The sequence below is a fragment of the Arthrobacter sp. ZGTC212 genome (genome assembly GCF_002929255.1).
Classification (GTDB): Bacteria; Actinomycetota; Actinomycetes; order Actinomycetales; family Micrococcaceae; genus Arthrobacter_B; species Arthrobacter_B sunyaminii.
In genome coordinates, this window is sequence record NZ_PJIJ01000001.1 from 1 (window position 1) to 17122 (window position 17122).

The following is a 17122-nucleotide window of genomic DNA, read 5'->3' on the forward strand; positions in this document are numbered from 1 at the left end:
CGGAAACAACCAGTTCAACCAATTAAAATAATTGGTATCAATAAACTTGGCACACTATTGAGTTCTCAAACAACAGATGCATCCGAAATACTCGGAAAAACAAAGAATGTTTTTCTTTTCTCTTCGCTGCAGTGTTTCTTTATTCTATTTCATCCGGACCGTATTTGGCAATTCGGGGTAATTCCCGAAGACTGCTTCATTGTGTCCGGCTGACCCCGCGCAAAAGCCCCGGCTTTCCGCTCCCGGGCCGTAAGGCGCAGGAAGGATCACCAGGAAGTTTTTGGTGGGGTTTGGCCGCCATGCTCGGGATGTTTTCCAACTCCCGGCCGCGGCGACTTAGAAGACTTTACACAGGTTTTGACCCACCCGCAAATCGGCCGCAAACCGTCCCCAAGCCGCCTCCGCTCCCGTCCCAAACGGACGCCGGAGCGCGTGGGAAGAGCCCGAAAGATCCCGCTGACTCCGGGGCCCTGCAGGATAGGTAGCGGACACACTATAGATAGGGACAGTGCAGGTTGGGGACACGGCGCGGGTTGGGTACACAGTGCGGGTTGGATACACAGTGCAGCTACGGATAAGTGGACAGGAAGTTGTCCACGCCAGGGGCCCTGGCCCGAGGAGCAATAGGAGGGAACGCCATGCCGTCGTCCCGTAAGCGGGCACTGAGCATTCCGCTCGAACTCCCTGTCCTCACAACTCCCTCCCACACTGCCGGCACCCGGGTGACGCTGCGTGCTTTCACAGCCGCCGACGTCGGACTTGTCCAATCTGCGTCCCGGGATCCCCTGATTCCCCTCATTACCTCCGTTCCCTCTACCTCCGGACCCTCCGAAGCCCTGGCATTCATAGAACGCCAGCATCAGCGGTTGAACAGCGGATCCGGCTGGTCCTTCGCCATTGCCGATGCCTCCTCCGATACTGCCGTGGGCCAGATCGGCTTGTGGCCGGGGCAATCCTCCCGCCGGACCAGCAACCCGGACACCATCGGATATTGGATCGGCCCGAACCACCGGAAACAGGGCTATGCGGGTGCCGCACTGGACCTGCTGACGGAGTGGGCCCTGACGGAGGCGAACATGCGCCAAATCCACCTGTATATAGAGCCATGGAATGAGGGGTCCTGGCGTACGGCGGAACGGGCCGGCTACAGAAGGGATGCACTGCTGCCCTCCTGGCAGAAGGTGGGGACGCAGTGGAAGGACATGTACCGCTACATACGGACGCCGCTCTGACCCTCGGATCCGCCTCCTCTGCGGCTCTCCCATATTCTGCGTGTCTCCTAAATACAGGTCGCGTTCAGGGGCAAACAAGGGCCCCGAAGGGCAGGCAGAACCTCCTGGAGCCGGCCGCCGCATAAGCACTCGAAAAATCGGGTAGACTGGTTCGCGGCCCCTCATGTGGTGTCATCCTGTGAACTCCCCCAGGACCGGAAGGTAGCAAGGGTAAGCGGGCTCTGGCAGGTGCATGGGGGGTCTTTAATTTTTTCAGGACCAGCAGGTTTTCCCCGCCCCAGGTGCCGGGATGCAAACCGTCAGTGCCAACCGATAGGGTTCTATCTGTGAGTACAGCCCTTTACCGCCGCTACCGTCCCGAGAGCTTCGCGGATGTGATCGGGCAGGAGCACGTCACTGAACCGCTGATGGCGGCGCTCTCCAAAAACCGCGTTAATCACGCCTATCTCTTCTCCGGCCCCCGAGGCTGCGGCAAAACCACTTCCGCACGCATCCTTGCGCGCTGCCTGAACTGCGCCGAGGGCCCGACGCCGGTCCCCTGCGGCAAGTGCGACAGCTGCGTTGAGCTGGCCCGCAACGGCTCCGGCAGCCTCGATGTCATCGAGATTGACGCCGCCAGCCACGGCGGTGTCGACGACGCCCGCGACCTGCGCGAACGCGCCACCTTTGCCCCGGTCCGCGACCGCTACAAGATTTTCATCATTGACGAAGCCCACATGGTGACGTCCGCCGGCTTCAACGCCCTGCTGAAGATCGTCGAAGAACCGCCGGAGCACATCAAGTTCATCTTCGCCACCACGGAGCCGGACAAAGTGATCGGCACCATCCGGTCCCGCACCCACCACTATCCGTTCCGCCTGGTTCCGCCTGAACCGCTCCTGGCCTACCTGGACAAGCTCTGCCAGCAGGAAAACGTTCCGGTTGCCCCCGGCGTCCTGTCCCTGGTGATCCGTGCCGGCGGCGGATCCGTCCGCGACTCGCTCTCGGTGCTGGACCAGCTGATGGCCGGCGCCGGAGAATCCGGATTGGACTACGAGCTGGCCGTCAACCTCCTGGGCTACACGCCCATCTCACTGCTCGACGACGTCGTTGACGCCTTTGCAGCCGGCGACGCCGCAACCGTCTTCCGCGCCGTGGACCGCGTCATCCAGACCGGCCAGGACCCCCGCCGGTTTGTCGAGGACCTGCTGGAACGCTTCCGCGACCTGATTATTGTCCACGCCATGCCGGACAGCGCCGCCGCGGTGCTGCGCGGCATGCCCGAGGACCAGATCAGCCGGATGAGCACCCAGGCAACCCAGCTAGGCGGCGCCGAACTCTCCCGCGCCGCGGACATCACCAACACCGCGCTGACTGAAATGACCGGCGCCACTTCCCCGCGGCTGCACCTGGAGCTGCTGTGTGCACGCATCCTGCTGCCGGCCTCGGACCAGACCGAACGCGGCACCGCCGCACGTGTAGACCGCATTGAACGGCGCCTGAGCTACGCCGGGGACAGCACCGAGGCCGTGGGCCGGGCTGCAGCTGCGTCGTCGCCGGTGGAATCCATCCCGGCGGCACGCCCGACGGCGGCACCGGAAACACCCGCCGTGGTTGCGGATGCACCGGCAGCGCCGGCTGAATCCCGACCGGATGCCGTGCCGGCAGCTGCTGCCGCTTCGAGTGCTGCCGAGACTTCGGGTTCAACAGGTGCTGCGGACAGTTCTCCCCTGGACTGGGGCGGAACGTGGGCAACTGCACCGGAACCGCAGGGCGCAACAAACACGTTCCAAGGCTCCGCGGCGGCCGCCCCGTCCGGATTTGCCGGCAACGGTACAACGCCTCCGGCCACGGCCGCCGGTCCGGCCGCTCCTGCACCTGCAGCTGCAGAACGGGATCCCCGGCAGGCACCTTCCGCGGCACAGGCACCCGCAACTCCAGCCCCTGCCGCGCAGCAGACGGGTGGTGCCGGTGATGCTTCGGGCGGCCAGATCGAAATGATCCGCCGCGCGTGGCCTGAAATCATGGATGCCCTCACGGGAATCCGCCGCGCCACATGGCTCAATGTCAGCAAGAACGCCAGCCCCAAGTCCTTCGACGGGCGAATCCTGCAGCTGGCGTTCAGCAATCAGGGCGCCGCCACAAACTTCAACCGCCCGGACCATCTGGAGAACCTCCGGAAGGCGGTCAGCCAGGTCCTTGGAGTGGATTGCCAGGTCAATGTGGTGCATGACAGTTCGGCGGGTGAGTCGGGCCCAAAAGCAGGTAGCCGGTTAACCCCGGCGCCGGCTCCCGCTCAGGTCCAGGCTCCGTCCCAGCAACCCGTCGGCCATTCGGCACAGGCTCCGGCTGTGTCGTCGGCACCGGCGGTTTCCGTAAATTCCCCCGCACGCGCCGCAGCTCCGGCTGCCCAGGCCAGTTCCGATCACCCGGCGCCACCCAGCAGGCCGGTACCGTCCAGCAGCTCGGTACCGCCCAGCAGCTCGGCACCGTCCGTCAGCCCAGAACAGCTCAACGGCTCGGCACGTCCCGACGCCTCAGGACCGTCAGCACAGCCACAGCGCGCCCACGGCTCCTCGGCCGTTGTTTCCGGCCCCGCGGCTGCCGCTGCCCTGAACCGTCGCCGCGGGCAAAGCCCTCAGCAAGGTTCCGTCCCCCAGCAGGGTTCAGGACAGCAGGGTTCAGCACAGCAGTCCTCGTCCTCTTCGCGGTTCCCGGGCCGCGGCGGCCGAAGCACTTCCGTCGAACCCGGCCCGCTGCCGGATGACTGGCAGCAGGAGCCGCCGGAGGATCCGTATGCCGGCGGTCCGGAAAGCAACGCCTGGGAGCAGGCCGAGCCGCCCGTTGACGTGTACTCGTCCGGCAATCTGTCCGACAGCGAATGGGCTGCCACTAACTGGGCCGGCACAGGTTCGTCACCGGCCCGGCAAGCGGGCGGAACACAGGCAGCCCAGGGCGCCCCGTCCACGGCGGCACAAGCAGCACCGGCCCAGGCAGGATCGGCCCAGGCATCGTCGTCGTCCACAAGCGCGCCCGTGCAGCCGCAGGCACAGCGGTCCGCCCCTTCCGCTGCGGTGCCTCCCACCGCCGCGCCCGGGCCGGGCAACGACGGGCGGCCGCTGAGCCGGTATCAAAAACTGCTCAATGAAGCTGCCGCGCGCAGCGGTTCGGCAAACCCCTCCGCCGGGCGCAGCACAGTAAACTTGGTGGAAGACATCCCCAGCGCGGATGACATCCGGCTTGAAGATTCCGGGCTGGTGGGCAGGAAAGCCATCGAGCGAATCTTGGGCGGCCGATTGATCGAAGAACGCAGCGTCGACGGCCGGTAACCCGCCGTTTCCGCGGTCCGACTGACAATGCACTCCCGTCGGCTTTGTCGGCGGGATCGTCCGGTAACGGCAGCACCAACGCAGCCCCAACGGCGGCGCACCAATTCAGCAGAGAAGGTCACGTGTACGAAGGCGCAGTTCAGGAACTGATTGATGAGCTGGGACGGCTTCCGGGGATTGGCCCCAAGTCCGCCCAGCGCATTGCCTTCCACATTCTGGAAGCGGATCCGGAGGACATGCGGAAACTGGCGTCCTCCATCGTCACGGTCAAGGACAAGGTGAAGTTCTGCAGCATCTGCGGCAACGTCACCGAGCAGGAAACGTGTGCCATCTGCCGCGACAGCCGCCGGGACCCGACCATGATCTGCGTGGTTGAAGAGTCCAAGGACGTCATTGCGGTGGAACGCACCCGGTCCTTCCGCGGCCGGTACCACGTGCTGGGCGGCGCCATTAATCCCATTGCCGGAATCGGACCGGACCAGCTTCGCATCCGTGAGCTCCTCAGCCGGCTCTCGGACGAGCAGATCTCCGAAATCATCATCGCCACGGACCCCAACCTCGAAGGCGAAGCGACGGCCACGTACCTGTCCCGCATGCTCAAGACGCTGGGCATCAACGTCACACGGCTGGCGTCCGGCCTGCCGGTGGGCGGGGACCTGGAATACGCCGACGAAATTACGCTGGGCCGGGCCTTCGAGGGCCGGCGCAGCATGTCCTAGCCGGTTCTCCGGGTCCCGTCTGCACCTCGGAAGCATCCGGCATCCCCCCGGACCTGCCCGAACGTGACATTAAGTGCATATGTCCCCTCTATTTCGGCCGGTTCAGGCCGCAACGCTAGACTTTTGATGATTGGCCACAGTATCCGTGGCCCGGCTTCCCTGGACTGCCGGGGATGACATCAGATGCACTGCGCCGAGGACGTCGCCGGGCAGCAAACCGGAAGTGATTCAGAGAGCGTGTACGCATGAGCCTGATAGTTCAGAAATTCGGCGGTTCCTCCGTGTCGGACGCCGAAGGCATCAAGCGCGTTGCCCAGCGGGTTGTGGACACTCACGCCGCCGGCAACGAGGTGGTGGTGGTGGTTTCCGCCATGGGTGACAGCACCGATGAACTGCTGGATTTGGCCGCGCAGATTACCTCCGGTGGAAACGCCCGCGAGATGGACATGCTGCTGAGCGCCGGTGAACGTATTTCCATGGCGCTGCTGGCCATGGCCATCAACGAACGCGGCGGATCCGCCCAGTCCTTCACCGGCAGCCAGGCCGGCATGATCACCGATGCCATCCACGGCAAGGCCCGCATCATTGATGTTTCGCCGCACCGGATCAAGACGGCCATCGAGAAGGGCGACGTCGCCATTGTCGCCGGGTTCCAGGGCATGAGCCGGGACAGCCACGACATCACCACGCTGGGCCGCGGCGGTTCGGACACGACCGCCGTCGCGCTGGCCGCCGCGCTGGGCGCTGACGTCTGCGAAATCTACACCGACGTGGACGGCATTTACACCGCGGATCCCCGCGTGGCACCCACCGCTCAGAAGATTGACACCATCTCCAGCGAGGAAATGCTGGAAATGGCGGCGTCCGGAGCCAAGATCCTGCACCTGCGCTGCGTGGAGTACGCCCGCCGTTTTGGCGTTCCGCTGCATGTGCGCTCCTCCTTCAGCCAGCACGAGGGAACCTGGGTCCTGCCCAGCCCCGATGACAAGATCAAGATTCAAGAGGGAGAACCCTTGGAACAGCCCATCATTTCCGGCGTCGCACATGACCGCTCCGAAGCCAAGCTCACCGTGGTGGGCGTGCCGGACATCCCCGGCAAGGCGGCGGAGATCTTCGGCATCGTGGCCGGTGCCAACACGAACATCGACATGATCGTGCAGAACGTCTCCACCCAGGGCTCGGGAAAGACGGATATCTCCTTCACCCTGCCGATCGTTGACGGCCAGGCGGCCATGGCAGCCCTGAACGCGGCCAAGGCGGAGGTCGGCTTCGACAGCATCGACTACAACGAGCAGATCGGCAAGCTGTCCCTGATCGGCGCCGGCATGCGCTCCAACCCGGGCGTCTCGCACAAGTTCTTCGAGGCACTGCATCTGGCCGGGGTGAACATCGACATGATCTCCACGTCGGAAATCCGCATCTCGGTTGTCACTGACGCCGCGCTATTGAACACGGCTGTCCGCGCCGTCCATGCCGCATTCGGGCTCGACGGCGAAGCGGAGGCCACCGTGTACGGCGGCACCGGCCGCTAGAACGACTGTTTAGGCGTCCGGGGGCAGCGGCGGACGAAGCGAATAGTTCCGGTAGGACAGGGGCAGTCCCGGCGGCTCAGGTTCCGCCGGGTCGGTAACCCGGACGGCGTAGTGCCCGCCGTCTGCATCCGTTTCCACCCGGATGGACCGTAGCTGGTCGTCGATCTCATTTTCCAGATCGTCGTGCAGATGCCGTACGGGTTCGGTTACCCGATCGCGTTCAGCATCTCCGTAGAAGACGGAGACCAGGCGGGCCACCCGACCGGCCATCCCGGCGCCGTGGGCGAAGGGTGCAGGCCGGGGAGGGATTTCAGCGCTCATGGAAAGTTCCTTGTGCGGTTGAGGCCGGAAGTCCGTCCAGACGCAGGTGGCCTGGGTTCCGGGTTAATCAACCGTACGCGCTCACCGTGGTGGTACGGGTCGAATACGCAAACGTCGGTATCGGGTTTTCTCGGAGTTGCTACTCAGGCTTGCGGGAAACGATGTAACTGCTGCCGTCGGCGCGCGTAACCGTTTCCCAAAGAGCCTTTTCCTGGGCCTGCTGTTCCTTGAGCAGCTGCTGGTTTTCATCCGTCATGGGATGGTCCAGGGCACTGGTCTGGGCAGGACCGAAAATCAACCGGACCTTGCCGGTTGTCCGCATGAATTTTGAGGTAAAGCTCTCTTTGTCAGCCATGTCCTGCACCTTTCGCAACTTCCTTGCCTGCAGCCCATAGTACGCTAATCATTAGTGCACTAATGATTTCAAGAAGGGATGAGGACATGAGCCGGGTTGATGAGGACCTCCTGCTGGAACATCAGCTGTGCTTTGCCCTGTCCGTGGCCTCCCGAAGCGTTGTCGGCGCCTACAAACCCGTGCTGGAAAAACTCGGTCTCACCCATCCGCAGTATCTGGTCATGCTTGCCCTCTGGGAGCAGAGCCCGCGAAGCGTCCGCAGCCTCGGTGCGGCCCTGGCCATGGAGCCGGCCACCCTGTCGCCGATGCTCAAGCGGCTGGAGGCGGCCGGGCTCCTCACGCGCAACCGTGCACCGGAAGATGACCGGTCCCTGGCCGTGGAGCTGACGGAAGCCGGACGTTCCCTTCGGGGGATGGCTGCTGAGGTCCCGGGCACCATGCTGGAACGGTTGAATCTGACCCGGGAACAGGTGCAGGAACTGAATGAAGCCATGCGGCGTCTGATTGAGTCCGCACAGTTGGCAGTGGCAGCGGATCAGAACTGATTCGGTCCCCGGGGGCCGCAGCAACGGCACCGGGCCCCACAACGGGGAGCGGGAGCGGGATAATGATTGCGTGACTTCTTCCGCTTTCTCCGCCGTCCTCCGAGAGGATCAGTGGCTGCCGCTGGTTCAGCAGCACCGGGAGCGCGTGCAGCCTTTCGTGGAGGGATTCCTGTCCCGCCGGTCGGCGGGGCAAAAACACCCCGTGGAAGATTTCCTCTTTACCTACTACTCCCAGAAGCCCGGACAGCTGCTGCGCTGGCATCCGGGGGCCGGCGTCGTCCTGGCTGGGACGGCGGCCGGCGAGCGCAAAGACTGGAAGTTTTACCGCCCCCTCAGCGAGCCGGAACTTGCAGCGGCGGGACTCGGCGCCGGCACGACGGCGGTGACCGTGGACCTGCCCGCCTTTGCGGCGGCGCGGGGAGACGCCACTGCCTTCACGGCCAGGCTGCTTGCCCGCACTGCCGCACGGAAGGCAACACTGGGCTGCTTCGGCATGCATGAGTGGGCGATGGCCTACAAGTCGGACACCAACGGCATCAGACATGAATACCTGCAGCTCCGCCTGGGTGCGCAGGGAACTGACGAGCTCGTGGAGCGCAGCAAGATCCGGTGCACCCACTTCGACGCATTCCGTTTCTACGCACCGCAGGCGGTGCCCCTGAATGAACTCCGGCCCACCCGCGAAAACCAGGTTGACCTGGAGCAGCCCGGCTGCCTGCACGCCAACATGGACCTCTACAAGTGGGCCTACAAGCTGGTGCCGCTGCTGCCGAGCGAACTGGTCATGGACTGCTTTGAACTGTCCTGGCGCATTCGAACCATGGACATGCAGGCCTCCCCCTACGATTTGCGGGATTGGGGCTACTCTCCAATCCGTGTGGAAACCCCGGGCGGCCGGAGTGAATATGCTGCCGCCCAGCGACAGTTCAGTGAAGAATCACAACTGCTGCGGGCCCGCATCCTTGGCCTGCTGGAACCCCTTCAGGAGCAGCTATGGAGCCACAACCCACCGGCAGGATCACCCGCACCGGACCGGAATCCTACGACCTGACTTTTTCCCGGTTGTTTTCGGAACCGCCGGACGCCGTCTGGTCCAGCTTCACGGATTCCGCCCAAACAGCCTCCTGGTTTGGACGCTGGCAGGGCACCCCCGCCCGGGGATCATGGCTGGATCTTCAGATGCTCTATGAGGATGGACTGCCGTGGAGCCGGCTGCAGGTTTCCGAATGCACCGCCCCTGAACTGCTTCGCCTGCTGGTGGAGGACGAGTACGGCAGCTGGGACCTGGAGATCCGTTTCCAGGGCCGCTCCGGCGGAACCCGGTTGGATTTCATTCATCATCTGGACGATCCGCTGGCTGCGGAAGGCGTGGGGCCCGGCTGGGAATACTATCTGGACCGGCTGGCGGCTGTCCGCGGAGGAGCCACGGTTCCGGAGTTCGGCGACTATTACCCCGGCCAGGGGCCGTATTTCCTGGCTCAGGCGCGTGCTGCAGCGGATGCGGACGAAACCGGTGGAATTGGCTAGGCTGGGGCCACCCTACCCGGAGGTCTCGCCCATGTTCCGTCCCCTTCGAGGACTGCTGGTCCTTGGTGTTGCCGCCCTTGCCCTGTCGGCGTGCGGCGACTCCGCCGGCGCACCGTCAGCCGACTCCTCGTCTGCCGCTCCCTCTGCTTCCTCTTCTGCATCCCCCTCAGCATCCCCGTCAACCGGCGGAACTCCGGCACCGGATGCATCATCAGCCGGGACCTCGCTGACCGTGGAGTACCGGCAAGACGGAGAGACCACCAGCGCAACCTGGACATTGCAGTGCGACGGCGCCACCCCCGTGGGCAGCTCCGACGCACCTGATCCGGCAGCGGCCTGCGCAGGACTGGCGGACCAGGGAAGCGCGCTGTTTGCCGCCCCGGACGCGAATCTGATGTGCACCCAGATCATCAAGGGGCAGCAGCGCGCCCATGTCACCGGCACTGTGAACGGCGAAGCCGTGGACCGCACCTTCTCGCTGCGGGACGGCTGTGAAATCGGCCGGTGGGAGAACCTTACCGCCCTGCTCGGCCCGGCGGAGGGAAACCTGTAGCGGCCGGTCCGAGCGTTCGGTTAGCCAGCTACTGTCTTGTTCCGCTCCTGCTTGCGGCGGACGTAGACCTGCTTGCGCACCCGCGCCACCACACCGCCGTCGGCATCCACCACGTCCACGGAGAACCACTCCAGGACCTTGTCCCCGCCGGCAGCCAGCTTCCTCAGGCGCTCCACGTCGGCCGGAGCCAGGACAAAGCGGGCCGTGACCTCGCCGCGCCCGGGCTTGATGAAATCGATTTCCGCCGCCCGGTCCCACACCACGTGGTCCGCGCCCAGATGACGCAGCAGAAGCATCATCCAAAAGGGATCCGTCATGGCAAAAAGCGACCCGCCAAAATGCACCCCCGCTACATTGCGGTTCCACCAGTGCAACCGCAGCCGCACCTCTGCGGACAGCGAATCAGCGCCCAGATGCGTGATGTGAATGCCGGAAAAAACAAAGGGCGGCCAAAGATTGATGAACCGGCGCATCACGGCCGGCTTCACGGTCAGAGCTTTCACGCACCCACTCTAGCGGCCGTGACGCAGCTCATCTTCCATCCGCCTGCCTTCGAAGACTTGTTCCCTACCCCTTCACTACGTAAAATCATTAAGCATGCTTAGTATCCGATCCGGCCGGAGGTCTTCCGCCCGGACCATATCTGGAGGCACAAATGTCAACGCAGGCACGACCCGAAGGCGAAGCAGACCCTGCGCCTGAACCCTACGTTCCCTGGTGTACCCGGTGCGGAACGGATGACTACCTCATTATTGAATCCGTGGAACCGGCCGTTGGCGATGACGCAGCGGAGTTCCTGGAAATCAGCTACACCTGCTCGGAATGCGACAGCTTTTATGGCCATCCGGTGCGGCACTCGTCCGTGCGTGCACGGCAACTGAAATCGGACAGCACCACCGCACAGTATCTGCACTGCGGAGAGCCGATGCAGCCCAAGGACAGCGCCATAGCGTCCATTTTTGAACCCGTCTTCACCGACCCGGACGGCACTCCCGTTCCCGAGGTCCAGCTGGACACCACAGTGCTGCGGTGCCGCTGCGGGTTCCAGATCAGCGTGCCGGCCTGACCGGGCCAGGCGGGATCTGCACGCAACGTAACAAGCTGCGTGCAGATCCCGCCGCCAGTGCGTAGTGTGTCTGCCACACCCCTAGGAGACTCATGCGCATCCACAAGACCCTCGCAGCACTCGCACTGGCCACCGGGACCCTGACGCTTGCTGCCTGCGGGTCAAGCGGGACTGATGACGCCGCCACCGCTCCCACCGGACTTGAGGCCATTCAGGAAGCCGGCACCATAGTGGTGGGCACGGAAGGCACCTACCGTCCGTTCAGCTTCCACACTGACGGTTCGGGTGACCTGACCGGATATGACATCGAAATCACCGAGGCCGTAGCGGACAAACTCGGCCTTGACGTGAAGTTCGAAGAAACGCAGTGGGACGCCATCTTTGCCGGGCTGGAGGCCAACCGTTTTGCCATGATCGCCAATCAGGTGTCCATCAACCCCCAGCGCGAAGAATCATACGAGTTCTCCGAGCCCTACACCGTGAGCCCGGGGGTCATTGTGGTACCCGCCGGTGAATCGTCCATCAGCTCCTTTGCGGATCTGAAGGACAAGACCACCGCGCAGTCCCTCACCAGCAACTGGTACACACTGGCGCAGGAAAACGGGGCAAAAGTCGAAGCCGTGGAGGGCTGGGCCCAGGCAGTGGCCCTGCTGGAGCAGGGACGCGTTGACGCGACGGTCAATGACAAGCTCACGTACCTGGACTACATGCAGCAGACCCCTGACGCCCCGCTGGAGGTCGCCGCCGAAACCGATGATCCCGCGCTTTCGGCCTTCGCCTTCGCGAAGGGCAACACTGAACTGCGCGACGCCGTGAACGAAGCGCTGTCCGAACTGCGTGCTGACGGAACGCTCGCCGAGATCTCGGAGAAGTACTTCGGCGAGAACGTCTCCGAGTAGGTCCGTCCGTGGATGAGTCGACCTGGGACCTTGTCCTGCGCTCCTTCCTGCCCCTTGTGGAAGGAGCGGTGAAGGGCACCATCCCGCTGGCCTTGGTCTCGTTTGTCCTGGGTCTGGCCATTGCGCTCGGCATCGCCCTGATGCGCCTGTCGAAGGTGCGGATCCTCTCCGGCATTGCCCGCGCCTACGTGTCGGTTGTCCGGGGCACGCCGCTGCTGGTCCAGCTCTTTGTCATCTTTTACGGGCTGCCTTCCATCGGAGTGCTGGTTCCCCCGTGGCCCAGCGCCGTCATCGCGTTCTCCCTCAACGTGGGCGGTTATGCGGCCGAAGTCATCAGGGCCGCCATCCTCTCCGTCCCGCGCGGCCAGTGGGAAGCGGCGTACACCATCCGGATGTCCCCCGCGCAGACCCTCATCCGCGTGATCCTCCCCCAGGCGGCACGGGTATCGGTGCCGCCGCTCTCGAACACCTTCATCAGCCTGGTCAAGGACACTTCCCTCGCCTCGCTGATCCTCGTCACCGAGCTCTTCCGGCAGGCACAGGAGATAGCGGCCTTCAGCCGGGAGTTTATGGCCCTCTACATTGAGGCCGCCTTCATCTATTGGATGATCTGCCTCGTCCTGTCCACGGGACAATCAGCCCTTGAAAGGAGGCTGGACCGCCATGTCGCCAAATGAGAACCCGGCCGGGTCCGACGTCCTTACCGTCCGCGGCCTCCACAAACGCTTCGGCCCGGTGGAAGTGCTCAAGGGAATTGACCTGGACATCCGCCGCGGCCAAGTGGTTGCACTGATTGGTCCCAGCGGATCAGGCAAAACCACCGTCCTGCGCTGCCTCAACGGCCTGGAGGTACCTGGCTCGGGGACGGTGCAGTTTGCCGAAGGGGCCGCGGTGGACTTCGGCAGCAAACCTCCGCGCCGCACGGTGTCGGGATTGCGGGAACACAGCGCCATGGTTTTCCAGCACTACAACCTGTTTCCCCACCGCACGGTGCTGGAAAACGTGATGGAGGGGCCGGTTCGGGTGCAGCGGCGCCCCCGGGAGGAAGCCTCCGCAGACGCGCTGGCCCTGCTGGAACGCGTTGGGCTTGCCGACAAGAGCGACTCTTATCCTTATCAGCTCTCCGGCGGCCAGCAGCAGCGGGTGGGCATAGCCCGGGCACTCGCCCTCAAGCCGCGCCTGCTGCTTTTCGACGAGCCCACCTCCGCACTGGATCCGGAACTCGTGGGTGAGGTCCTGGAGGCCATCCGTGAACTCGCAGCCGAGGGCTGGACAATGCTGCTTGTCACGCACGAGCTTCGCTTCGCACGGGATGTGGCAGACCGCGTCATCTTCATGGACGGGGGCGTTGTCGTGGAGGAGGGGCCGCCCTCGGAGGTTCTTGCGGCCCCGAAGCAGGAGCGCACCCGCCAGTTCGTGCAGCGGCTGCTGGACCACTAGCGGCCCCGCCGAAAGGGCCGTTCCGGACCCCTGAAAGACACGAAAGGACGGGCACGGAAAACGCCGCTAGACTGGACAGTGCAAGCTCGCGGAGCGCTGAATCAGCGTGAGACGGCAGGGTCCGCGGCCACCCATTTTCTCTCACAGGAGTTGCCCGGATGCCCCGGATCGTTGTTGACGTTATGCCCAAACCCGAAATCCTCGATCCGCAGGGCAAGGCCATCGCCGGCGCCCTCCCGCGCCTGGGCCTGACCGGATTTACCGGCGTCCGCCAGGGCAAGCGCTTCGAACTGACCGTGGACGGCGACGTGACTGAAGAAGTCCTCGAGCAGGCACGCACGGCAGCCGCCACGCTGCTGTCCAACCCCGTTATTGAAGACGTCACCCGCGTTGAAGTAATCCCGGAGGCCTGATTTTGAGCACTCCCCTGATCGGCGACTTCTCCGTCGCCCCCGAAAACGATGCCCTGCGGGCCGTGCGGATTGGCATTGTCACCTTCCCCGGCACCCTGGACGACCGCGACGCCGCCCGTGCGGTAACGCTCGCCGGCGGCACCGCCGTCGGCCTCTGGCACAACGAAGCGAACCTGCAAAGCGTGGACGCCGTCATCATCCCCGGCGGTTTCTCCTACGGGGACTACCTCCGCGCCGGGGCCATCGCCCGCTTTGCGCCGCTGATGGACAAGGTGGTGGATGCCTCCAAGGGCGGCATGCCCGTGCTGGGCATCTGCAACGGCTTCCAGATCCTCACCGAGGCACATCTGCTGCCCGGCTCCATGATCAAGAACAACCACCTCAAGTTCTCCTGCGCGGACCAGCTCCTGCGCGTGGAAAACAACACCACGGCCTGGACCGGTTCCTACGAGAAAAACTCCGGCATGGTCATTCCACTGAAAAACCAGGACGGCCAGTACGTCGCGGATGAAAAGACGCTGGACGAGCTCGAGGGTGAAGGCCGCGTGGTGTTCCGCTACGACGGCGCCAACCCCAACGGCTCGCGCCGGAACATTGCCGGCATCACCAACGCCGCCGGCAACGTCGTGGGACTCATGCCGCACCCCGAACATGCGGTAGAGGCCGGCTTCGGCCCGGATTCCTCCGCCTACGGCGAGGTCGGGCTGGGCTACGGCACCGACGGCCTGGGCATTTTCACCTCAGTTCTCACCTCGCTTGTTGCCGGAGGCAAATAAATGACAGTTTCCGCAGACTCCCCCGCCGGAGCGAAGAAATTCCGCATCGACACCGTCGAGCACGCCGCCGCGACCCCGGACACCGATCTCCCCTGGGCTGAACTCGGCCTGAAGGAAGACGAATACAACCGCGTTGTGGAAATCCTGGGCCGCCGCCCCACCGCGGCGGAACTGGCCATGTACTCGGTCATGTGGTCCGAGCACTGCTCCTACAAGTCCTCCAAGGTGCACCTGAAACAGTTCGGTGAGAAGGTCACCGAGAAGATGAAGGAGCACCTGCTGGTGGGCATCGGCGAGAACGCCGGCGTCGTGGACATCGGCGAGGGCTGGGCCGTGACCTTCAAGGTGGAATCCCACAACCACCCCTCCTTCGTGGAGCCCTACCAGGGCGCCGCGACCGGCGTCGGCGGCATTGTCCGCGACATCATTTCCATGGGCGCCCGCCCGGTGGCCGTGATGGATCCGCTGCGTTTCGGCGCCATCGACCACCCGGACACCGCCCGGCTGGTGCACGGCATCGTCTCCGGCATCGGCGGCTACGGCAACTCCCTGGGCCTGCCCAACATCGGCGGCGAAGTGGTCTTTGACTCCGTCTACCAGGGCAACCCGCTGGTCAACGCGCTGGCCGTGGGCGTCATGCGCCACGAGGACATCCGCCTGGCCAACGCCTCCGGCGTGGGCAACAAGGTGGTCCTGTTCGGTGCGCGCACCGGCGGCGACGGCATCGGCGGCGCGTCCGTGCTGGCCTCCGAATCCTTCGACGCCACCAAACCGTCCAAGCGCCCCGCCGTGCAGGTGGGCGACCCGTTCGCGGAAAAGGTCCTCATCGAGTGCTGCCTGGAACTGTTCAAGGCTTCCGTGGTGGAGGGCATCCAGGACCTGGGCGCGGCCGGCATTTCCTGCGCGACGTCGGAACTGGCGTCCAACGGCGACGGCGGCATGCACGTGGAGCTGACCAACGTGCTGCTGCGCGATCCCACCCTGACCCCGGGCGAAATCCTGATGTCAGAGTCGCAGGAACGCATGATGGCCGTGGTCACGCCGGAGAACGTTGAGGCGTTCGAGGCCATCATGGACAAGTGGAACGTGGAGTACTCCTGGCTCGGCGAGGTCACCGGCACCGGCCGGCTGATCATCGACTGGGACGGCGAAACGATCGTCGACGTCGATCCCAAGACCGTGGCGCACGAGGGCCCGGTCTACCACCGCCCCTTCCACCGCCCCGAATGGCAGGACAAGGTGCAGGCCGACGCTTTTGCCGGCACCCGCCCGTTCGGCGCCGAGGCCATCAAGGCGTCCATCCTGGAGCTGATGGCTTCCCCCAACATGTGCGACAAGTCCTGGGTCACCAACCAGTTTGACCGCTACGTCCAGGGCAACACCGCACTGGCAATGCCCGACGACGCCGGTGTCATCCGCGTGGATGAGACAACCGGTTTGGGCGTGGCCATCTCCACCGACGCCAACGGCCGTTACACCTACCTCAACCCTTACGAGGGTGCGCGTCTGGCCCTGGCCGAGTCCTACCGCAACGTGGCCACCTCCGGGGCCACCCCGCTGGCGGTGACCGACTGCCTGAACTTCGGCTCCCCCGAGGATCCCGAGGTCATGTGGCAGTTCGCCGAGGCCGTCCGCGGCCTGGCCGACGGCTGCCAGGAACTGGGCATCCCGGTCACCGGCGGCAACGTCTCCCTGTACAACCAGACCGGCGGCGTTGCCATCCACCCCACCCCCGTGGTGGGTGTGCTGGGCGTGTTCGACGACGTCGCCCGCCGCACGCCGTCGGGCTGGCGCGAAGACGGTCAGGCCATCTACCTGATGGGCGTCACGAAGGACGAGCTGGACGGCTCAGAATTCGCCAACCTGCACGGCCACCTGGGCGGACAGCCGCCCGCGGTGGACCTGAAGACGGAAAAGCTGCTCGGCGAACTGCTGGTCAACGCCTCCCGCGACGGCATGATCGACGCCGCGCATGACCTCTCCGAAGGCGGTCTCGCAGCGGCCCTGTCCGAGATGGCGCTGCGCTTCGGCGTGGGTGCCCGCATTGGGCTGGACGAGGTCTGCGAGCGTGACGGCGTGGACCTGTTCACGATGCTGTTCTCCGAGTCCCAGTCCCGTGCCCTGGTGTCCGTGGCCCGCAGTGAAGAGGTCCGTTTCAAGGACATGTGCTCGGCCCGCGGCTATGCGCACATGCGTATTGGCGTGGTGGACACCGAGATTGAGGCGCTGGACTTCCAGGGCCGCTTCTCGCTGCCCCTGTCCGAGTTGAAGGAAGCCCACGAGGGCACCCTGCCGAAGCATTTCGGCTAAGCTCCGCTCCGTCCGCTGAGGGCGGCAGGTGCTCGTCCCGTCCGGGGCCGCGCCTGCCGCCCTCAGCCGCGATGTGGTGAAGATTACTTTCCCTGAGTGAGGGCACGGGCGGTCTGACGTGCACAA

19 protein-coding genes and 1 other RNA gene are annotated in these 17122 nt (G+C 64.7%); 17 read left to right on the top strand and 3 right to left on the bottom strand.

What is annotated here, in order from left to right; genetic code table 11:
* The 6 genes from CXQ89_RS18540 to CXQ89_RS00025 form a co-directional block, all read left to right on the top strand.
* A partial coding sequence (locus CXQ89_RS18540; RefSeq protein WP_219815552.1) for a hypothetical protein occupies window positions 1-213 on the top strand: 213 nt, incomplete at its 5' end.
* 425 nt (window positions 214-638) lie between these two features.
* Window positions 639-1232 carry a GNAT family N-acetyltransferase gene (locus tag CXQ89_RS00005; protein WP_104159901.1) on the top strand — a complete coding sequence of 198 codons (594 nt, stop codon included), beginning with the start codon at window positions 639-641 and terminating at the stop codon, window positions 1230-1232.
* Window positions 1233-1384: 152 nt separating this feature from the next.
* Window positions 1385-1480: signal recognition particle sRNA small type (ffs, locus tag CXQ89_RS00010), an RNA gene on the top strand.
* A gap of 78 nt (window positions 1481-1558) precedes the next feature.
* Window positions 1559-4540 (top strand): DNA polymerase III subunit gamma and tau, encoded by a 2982-nt coding sequence (locus CXQ89_RS00015; protein ID WP_104159902.1) that lies wholly within the window; start codon window positions 1559-1561, stop codon window positions 4538-4540.
* Between the two features lie 122 nt (window positions 4541-4662).
* A complete protein-coding gene (recR, locus tag CXQ89_RS00020) occupies window positions 4663-5259 on the top strand; it encodes a recombination mediator RecR (RefSeq protein WP_104053647.1) in 597 nt (198 codons plus the stop codon).
* Between the two features lie 245 nt (window positions 5260-5504).
* Window positions 5505-6791 (top strand): aspartate kinase, encoded by a 1287-nt coding sequence (locus CXQ89_RS00025; protein ID WP_104159903.1) that lies wholly within the window; start codon window positions 5505-5507, stop codon window positions 6789-6791.
* A 9-nt stretch (window positions 6792-6800) separates the two neighbouring features.
* Here CXQ89_RS00025 and CXQ89_RS00030 read toward each other — a convergent pair whose 3' ends face one another.
* Window positions 6801-7112: a hypothetical protein gene (locus tag CXQ89_RS00030; protein ID WP_104159904.1), complete on the bottom strand. Its 312-nt coding sequence runs from the start codon at window positions 7110-7112 to the stop codon at window positions 6801-6803.
* Window positions 7113-7251: 139 nt separating this feature from the next.
* A complete protein-coding gene (locus CXQ89_RS00035) occupies window positions 7252-7467 on the bottom strand; it encodes a hypothetical protein (RefSeq protein WP_104102893.1) in 216 nt (71 codons plus the stop codon).
* Window positions 7468-7553: 86 nt separating this feature from the next.
* Here CXQ89_RS00035 and CXQ89_RS00040 point away from each other — a divergent pair, with 86 nt between their 5' ends.
* From CXQ89_RS00040 to CXQ89_RS00055, 4 genes are all read left to right on the top strand, one after another.
* Window positions 7554-8012: a MarR family winged helix-turn-helix transcriptional regulator gene (locus CXQ89_RS00040; RefSeq protein ID WP_258059740.1), complete on the top strand. Its 459-nt coding sequence runs from the start codon at window positions 7554-7556 to the stop codon at window positions 8010-8012.
* Between the two features lie 70 nt (window positions 8013-8082).
* Window positions 8083-9063 (top strand): 3-methyladenine DNA glycosylase, encoded by a 981-nt coding sequence (locus tag CXQ89_RS00045; RefSeq protein ID WP_104159906.1) that lies wholly within the window; start codon window positions 8083-8085, stop codon window positions 9061-9063.
* A complete protein-coding gene (locus CXQ89_RS00050) occupies window positions 9006-9539 on the top strand; it encodes an SRPBCC domain-containing protein (protein ID WP_104053642.1) in 534 nt (177 codons plus the stop codon). The genes CXQ89_RS00045 and CXQ89_RS00050 overlap by 58 nt, the downstream gene beginning before the upstream one ends.
* A gap of 31 nt (window positions 9540-9570) precedes the next feature.
* Complete coding sequence (locus tag CXQ89_RS00055; RefSeq protein ID WP_104159907.1) at window positions 9571-10092, top strand: hypothetical protein; 522 nt, start codon at window positions 9571-9573, stop codon at window positions 10090-10092.
* 20 nt (window positions 10093-10112) lie between these two features.
* On the opposite strand, the gene CXQ89_RS00060 is transcribed toward CXQ89_RS00055, so the two are convergent.
* Window positions 10113-10595, bottom strand: coding sequence for a DUF4442 domain-containing protein (locus CXQ89_RS00060; RefSeq protein WP_237688641.1), 483 nt, complete (start codon window positions 10593-10595; stop codon window positions 10113-10115).
* 152 nt (window positions 10596-10747) lie between these two features.
* Between CXQ89_RS00060 and CXQ89_RS00065 the strand changes: the two genes are divergently transcribed.
* The 7 genes from CXQ89_RS00065 (at window position 10748) to purL (ending at window position 16996) form a co-directional block, all read left to right on the top strand.
* On the top strand, window positions 10748-11158 hold the full coding sequence (locus tag CXQ89_RS00065) for a hypothetical protein (RefSeq protein WP_237685525.1): 411 nt from the start codon (window positions 10748-10750) through the stop codon (window positions 11156-11158).
* 92 nt (window positions 11159-11250) lie between these two features.
* Window positions 11251-12057 (top strand): amino acid ABC transporter substrate-binding protein, encoded by an 807-nt coding sequence (locus CXQ89_RS00070; RefSeq protein ID WP_104159908.1) that lies wholly within the window; start codon window positions 11251-11253, stop codon window positions 12055-12057.
* Between the two features lie 8 nt (window positions 12058-12065).
* On the top strand, window positions 12066-12734 hold the full coding sequence (locus CXQ89_RS00075; RefSeq protein WP_104159909.1) for an amino acid ABC transporter permease: 669 nt from the start codon (window positions 12066-12068) through the stop codon (window positions 12732-12734).
* Window positions 12721-13497 carry an amino acid ABC transporter ATP-binding protein gene (locus CXQ89_RS00080; RefSeq protein WP_104159910.1) on the top strand — a complete coding sequence of 259 codons (777 nt, stop codon included), beginning with the start codon at window positions 12721-12723 and terminating at the stop codon, window positions 13495-13497. The genes CXQ89_RS00075 and CXQ89_RS00080 overlap by 14 nt, the downstream gene beginning before the upstream one ends.
* A gap of 158 nt (window positions 13498-13655) precedes the next feature.
* On the top strand, window positions 13656-13910 hold the full coding sequence (gene purS, locus CXQ89_RS00085) for a phosphoribosylformylglycinamidine synthase subunit PurS (RefSeq protein ID WP_104053637.1): 255 nt from the start codon (window positions 13656-13658) through the stop codon (window positions 13908-13910).
* The gene (gene purQ, locus CXQ89_RS00090) at window positions 13910-14686 is read left to right on the top strand and encodes a phosphoribosylformylglycinamidine synthase subunit PurQ (protein ID WP_372434211.1); all 777 of its coding nucleotides are present in this window, start codon (window positions 13910-13912) and stop codon (window positions 14684-14686) included. Before purS ends, purQ begins: the two co-directional genes overlap by 1 nt.
* The gene (gene purL, locus CXQ89_RS00095) at window positions 14687-16996 is read left to right on the top strand and encodes a phosphoribosylformylglycinamidine synthase subunit PurL (RefSeq protein WP_104159912.1); all 2310 of its coding nucleotides are present in this window, start codon (window positions 14687-14689) and stop codon (window positions 16994-16996) included. It begins immediately after the preceding gene.
* Window positions 16997-17122 lie beyond the last annotated feature (126 nt).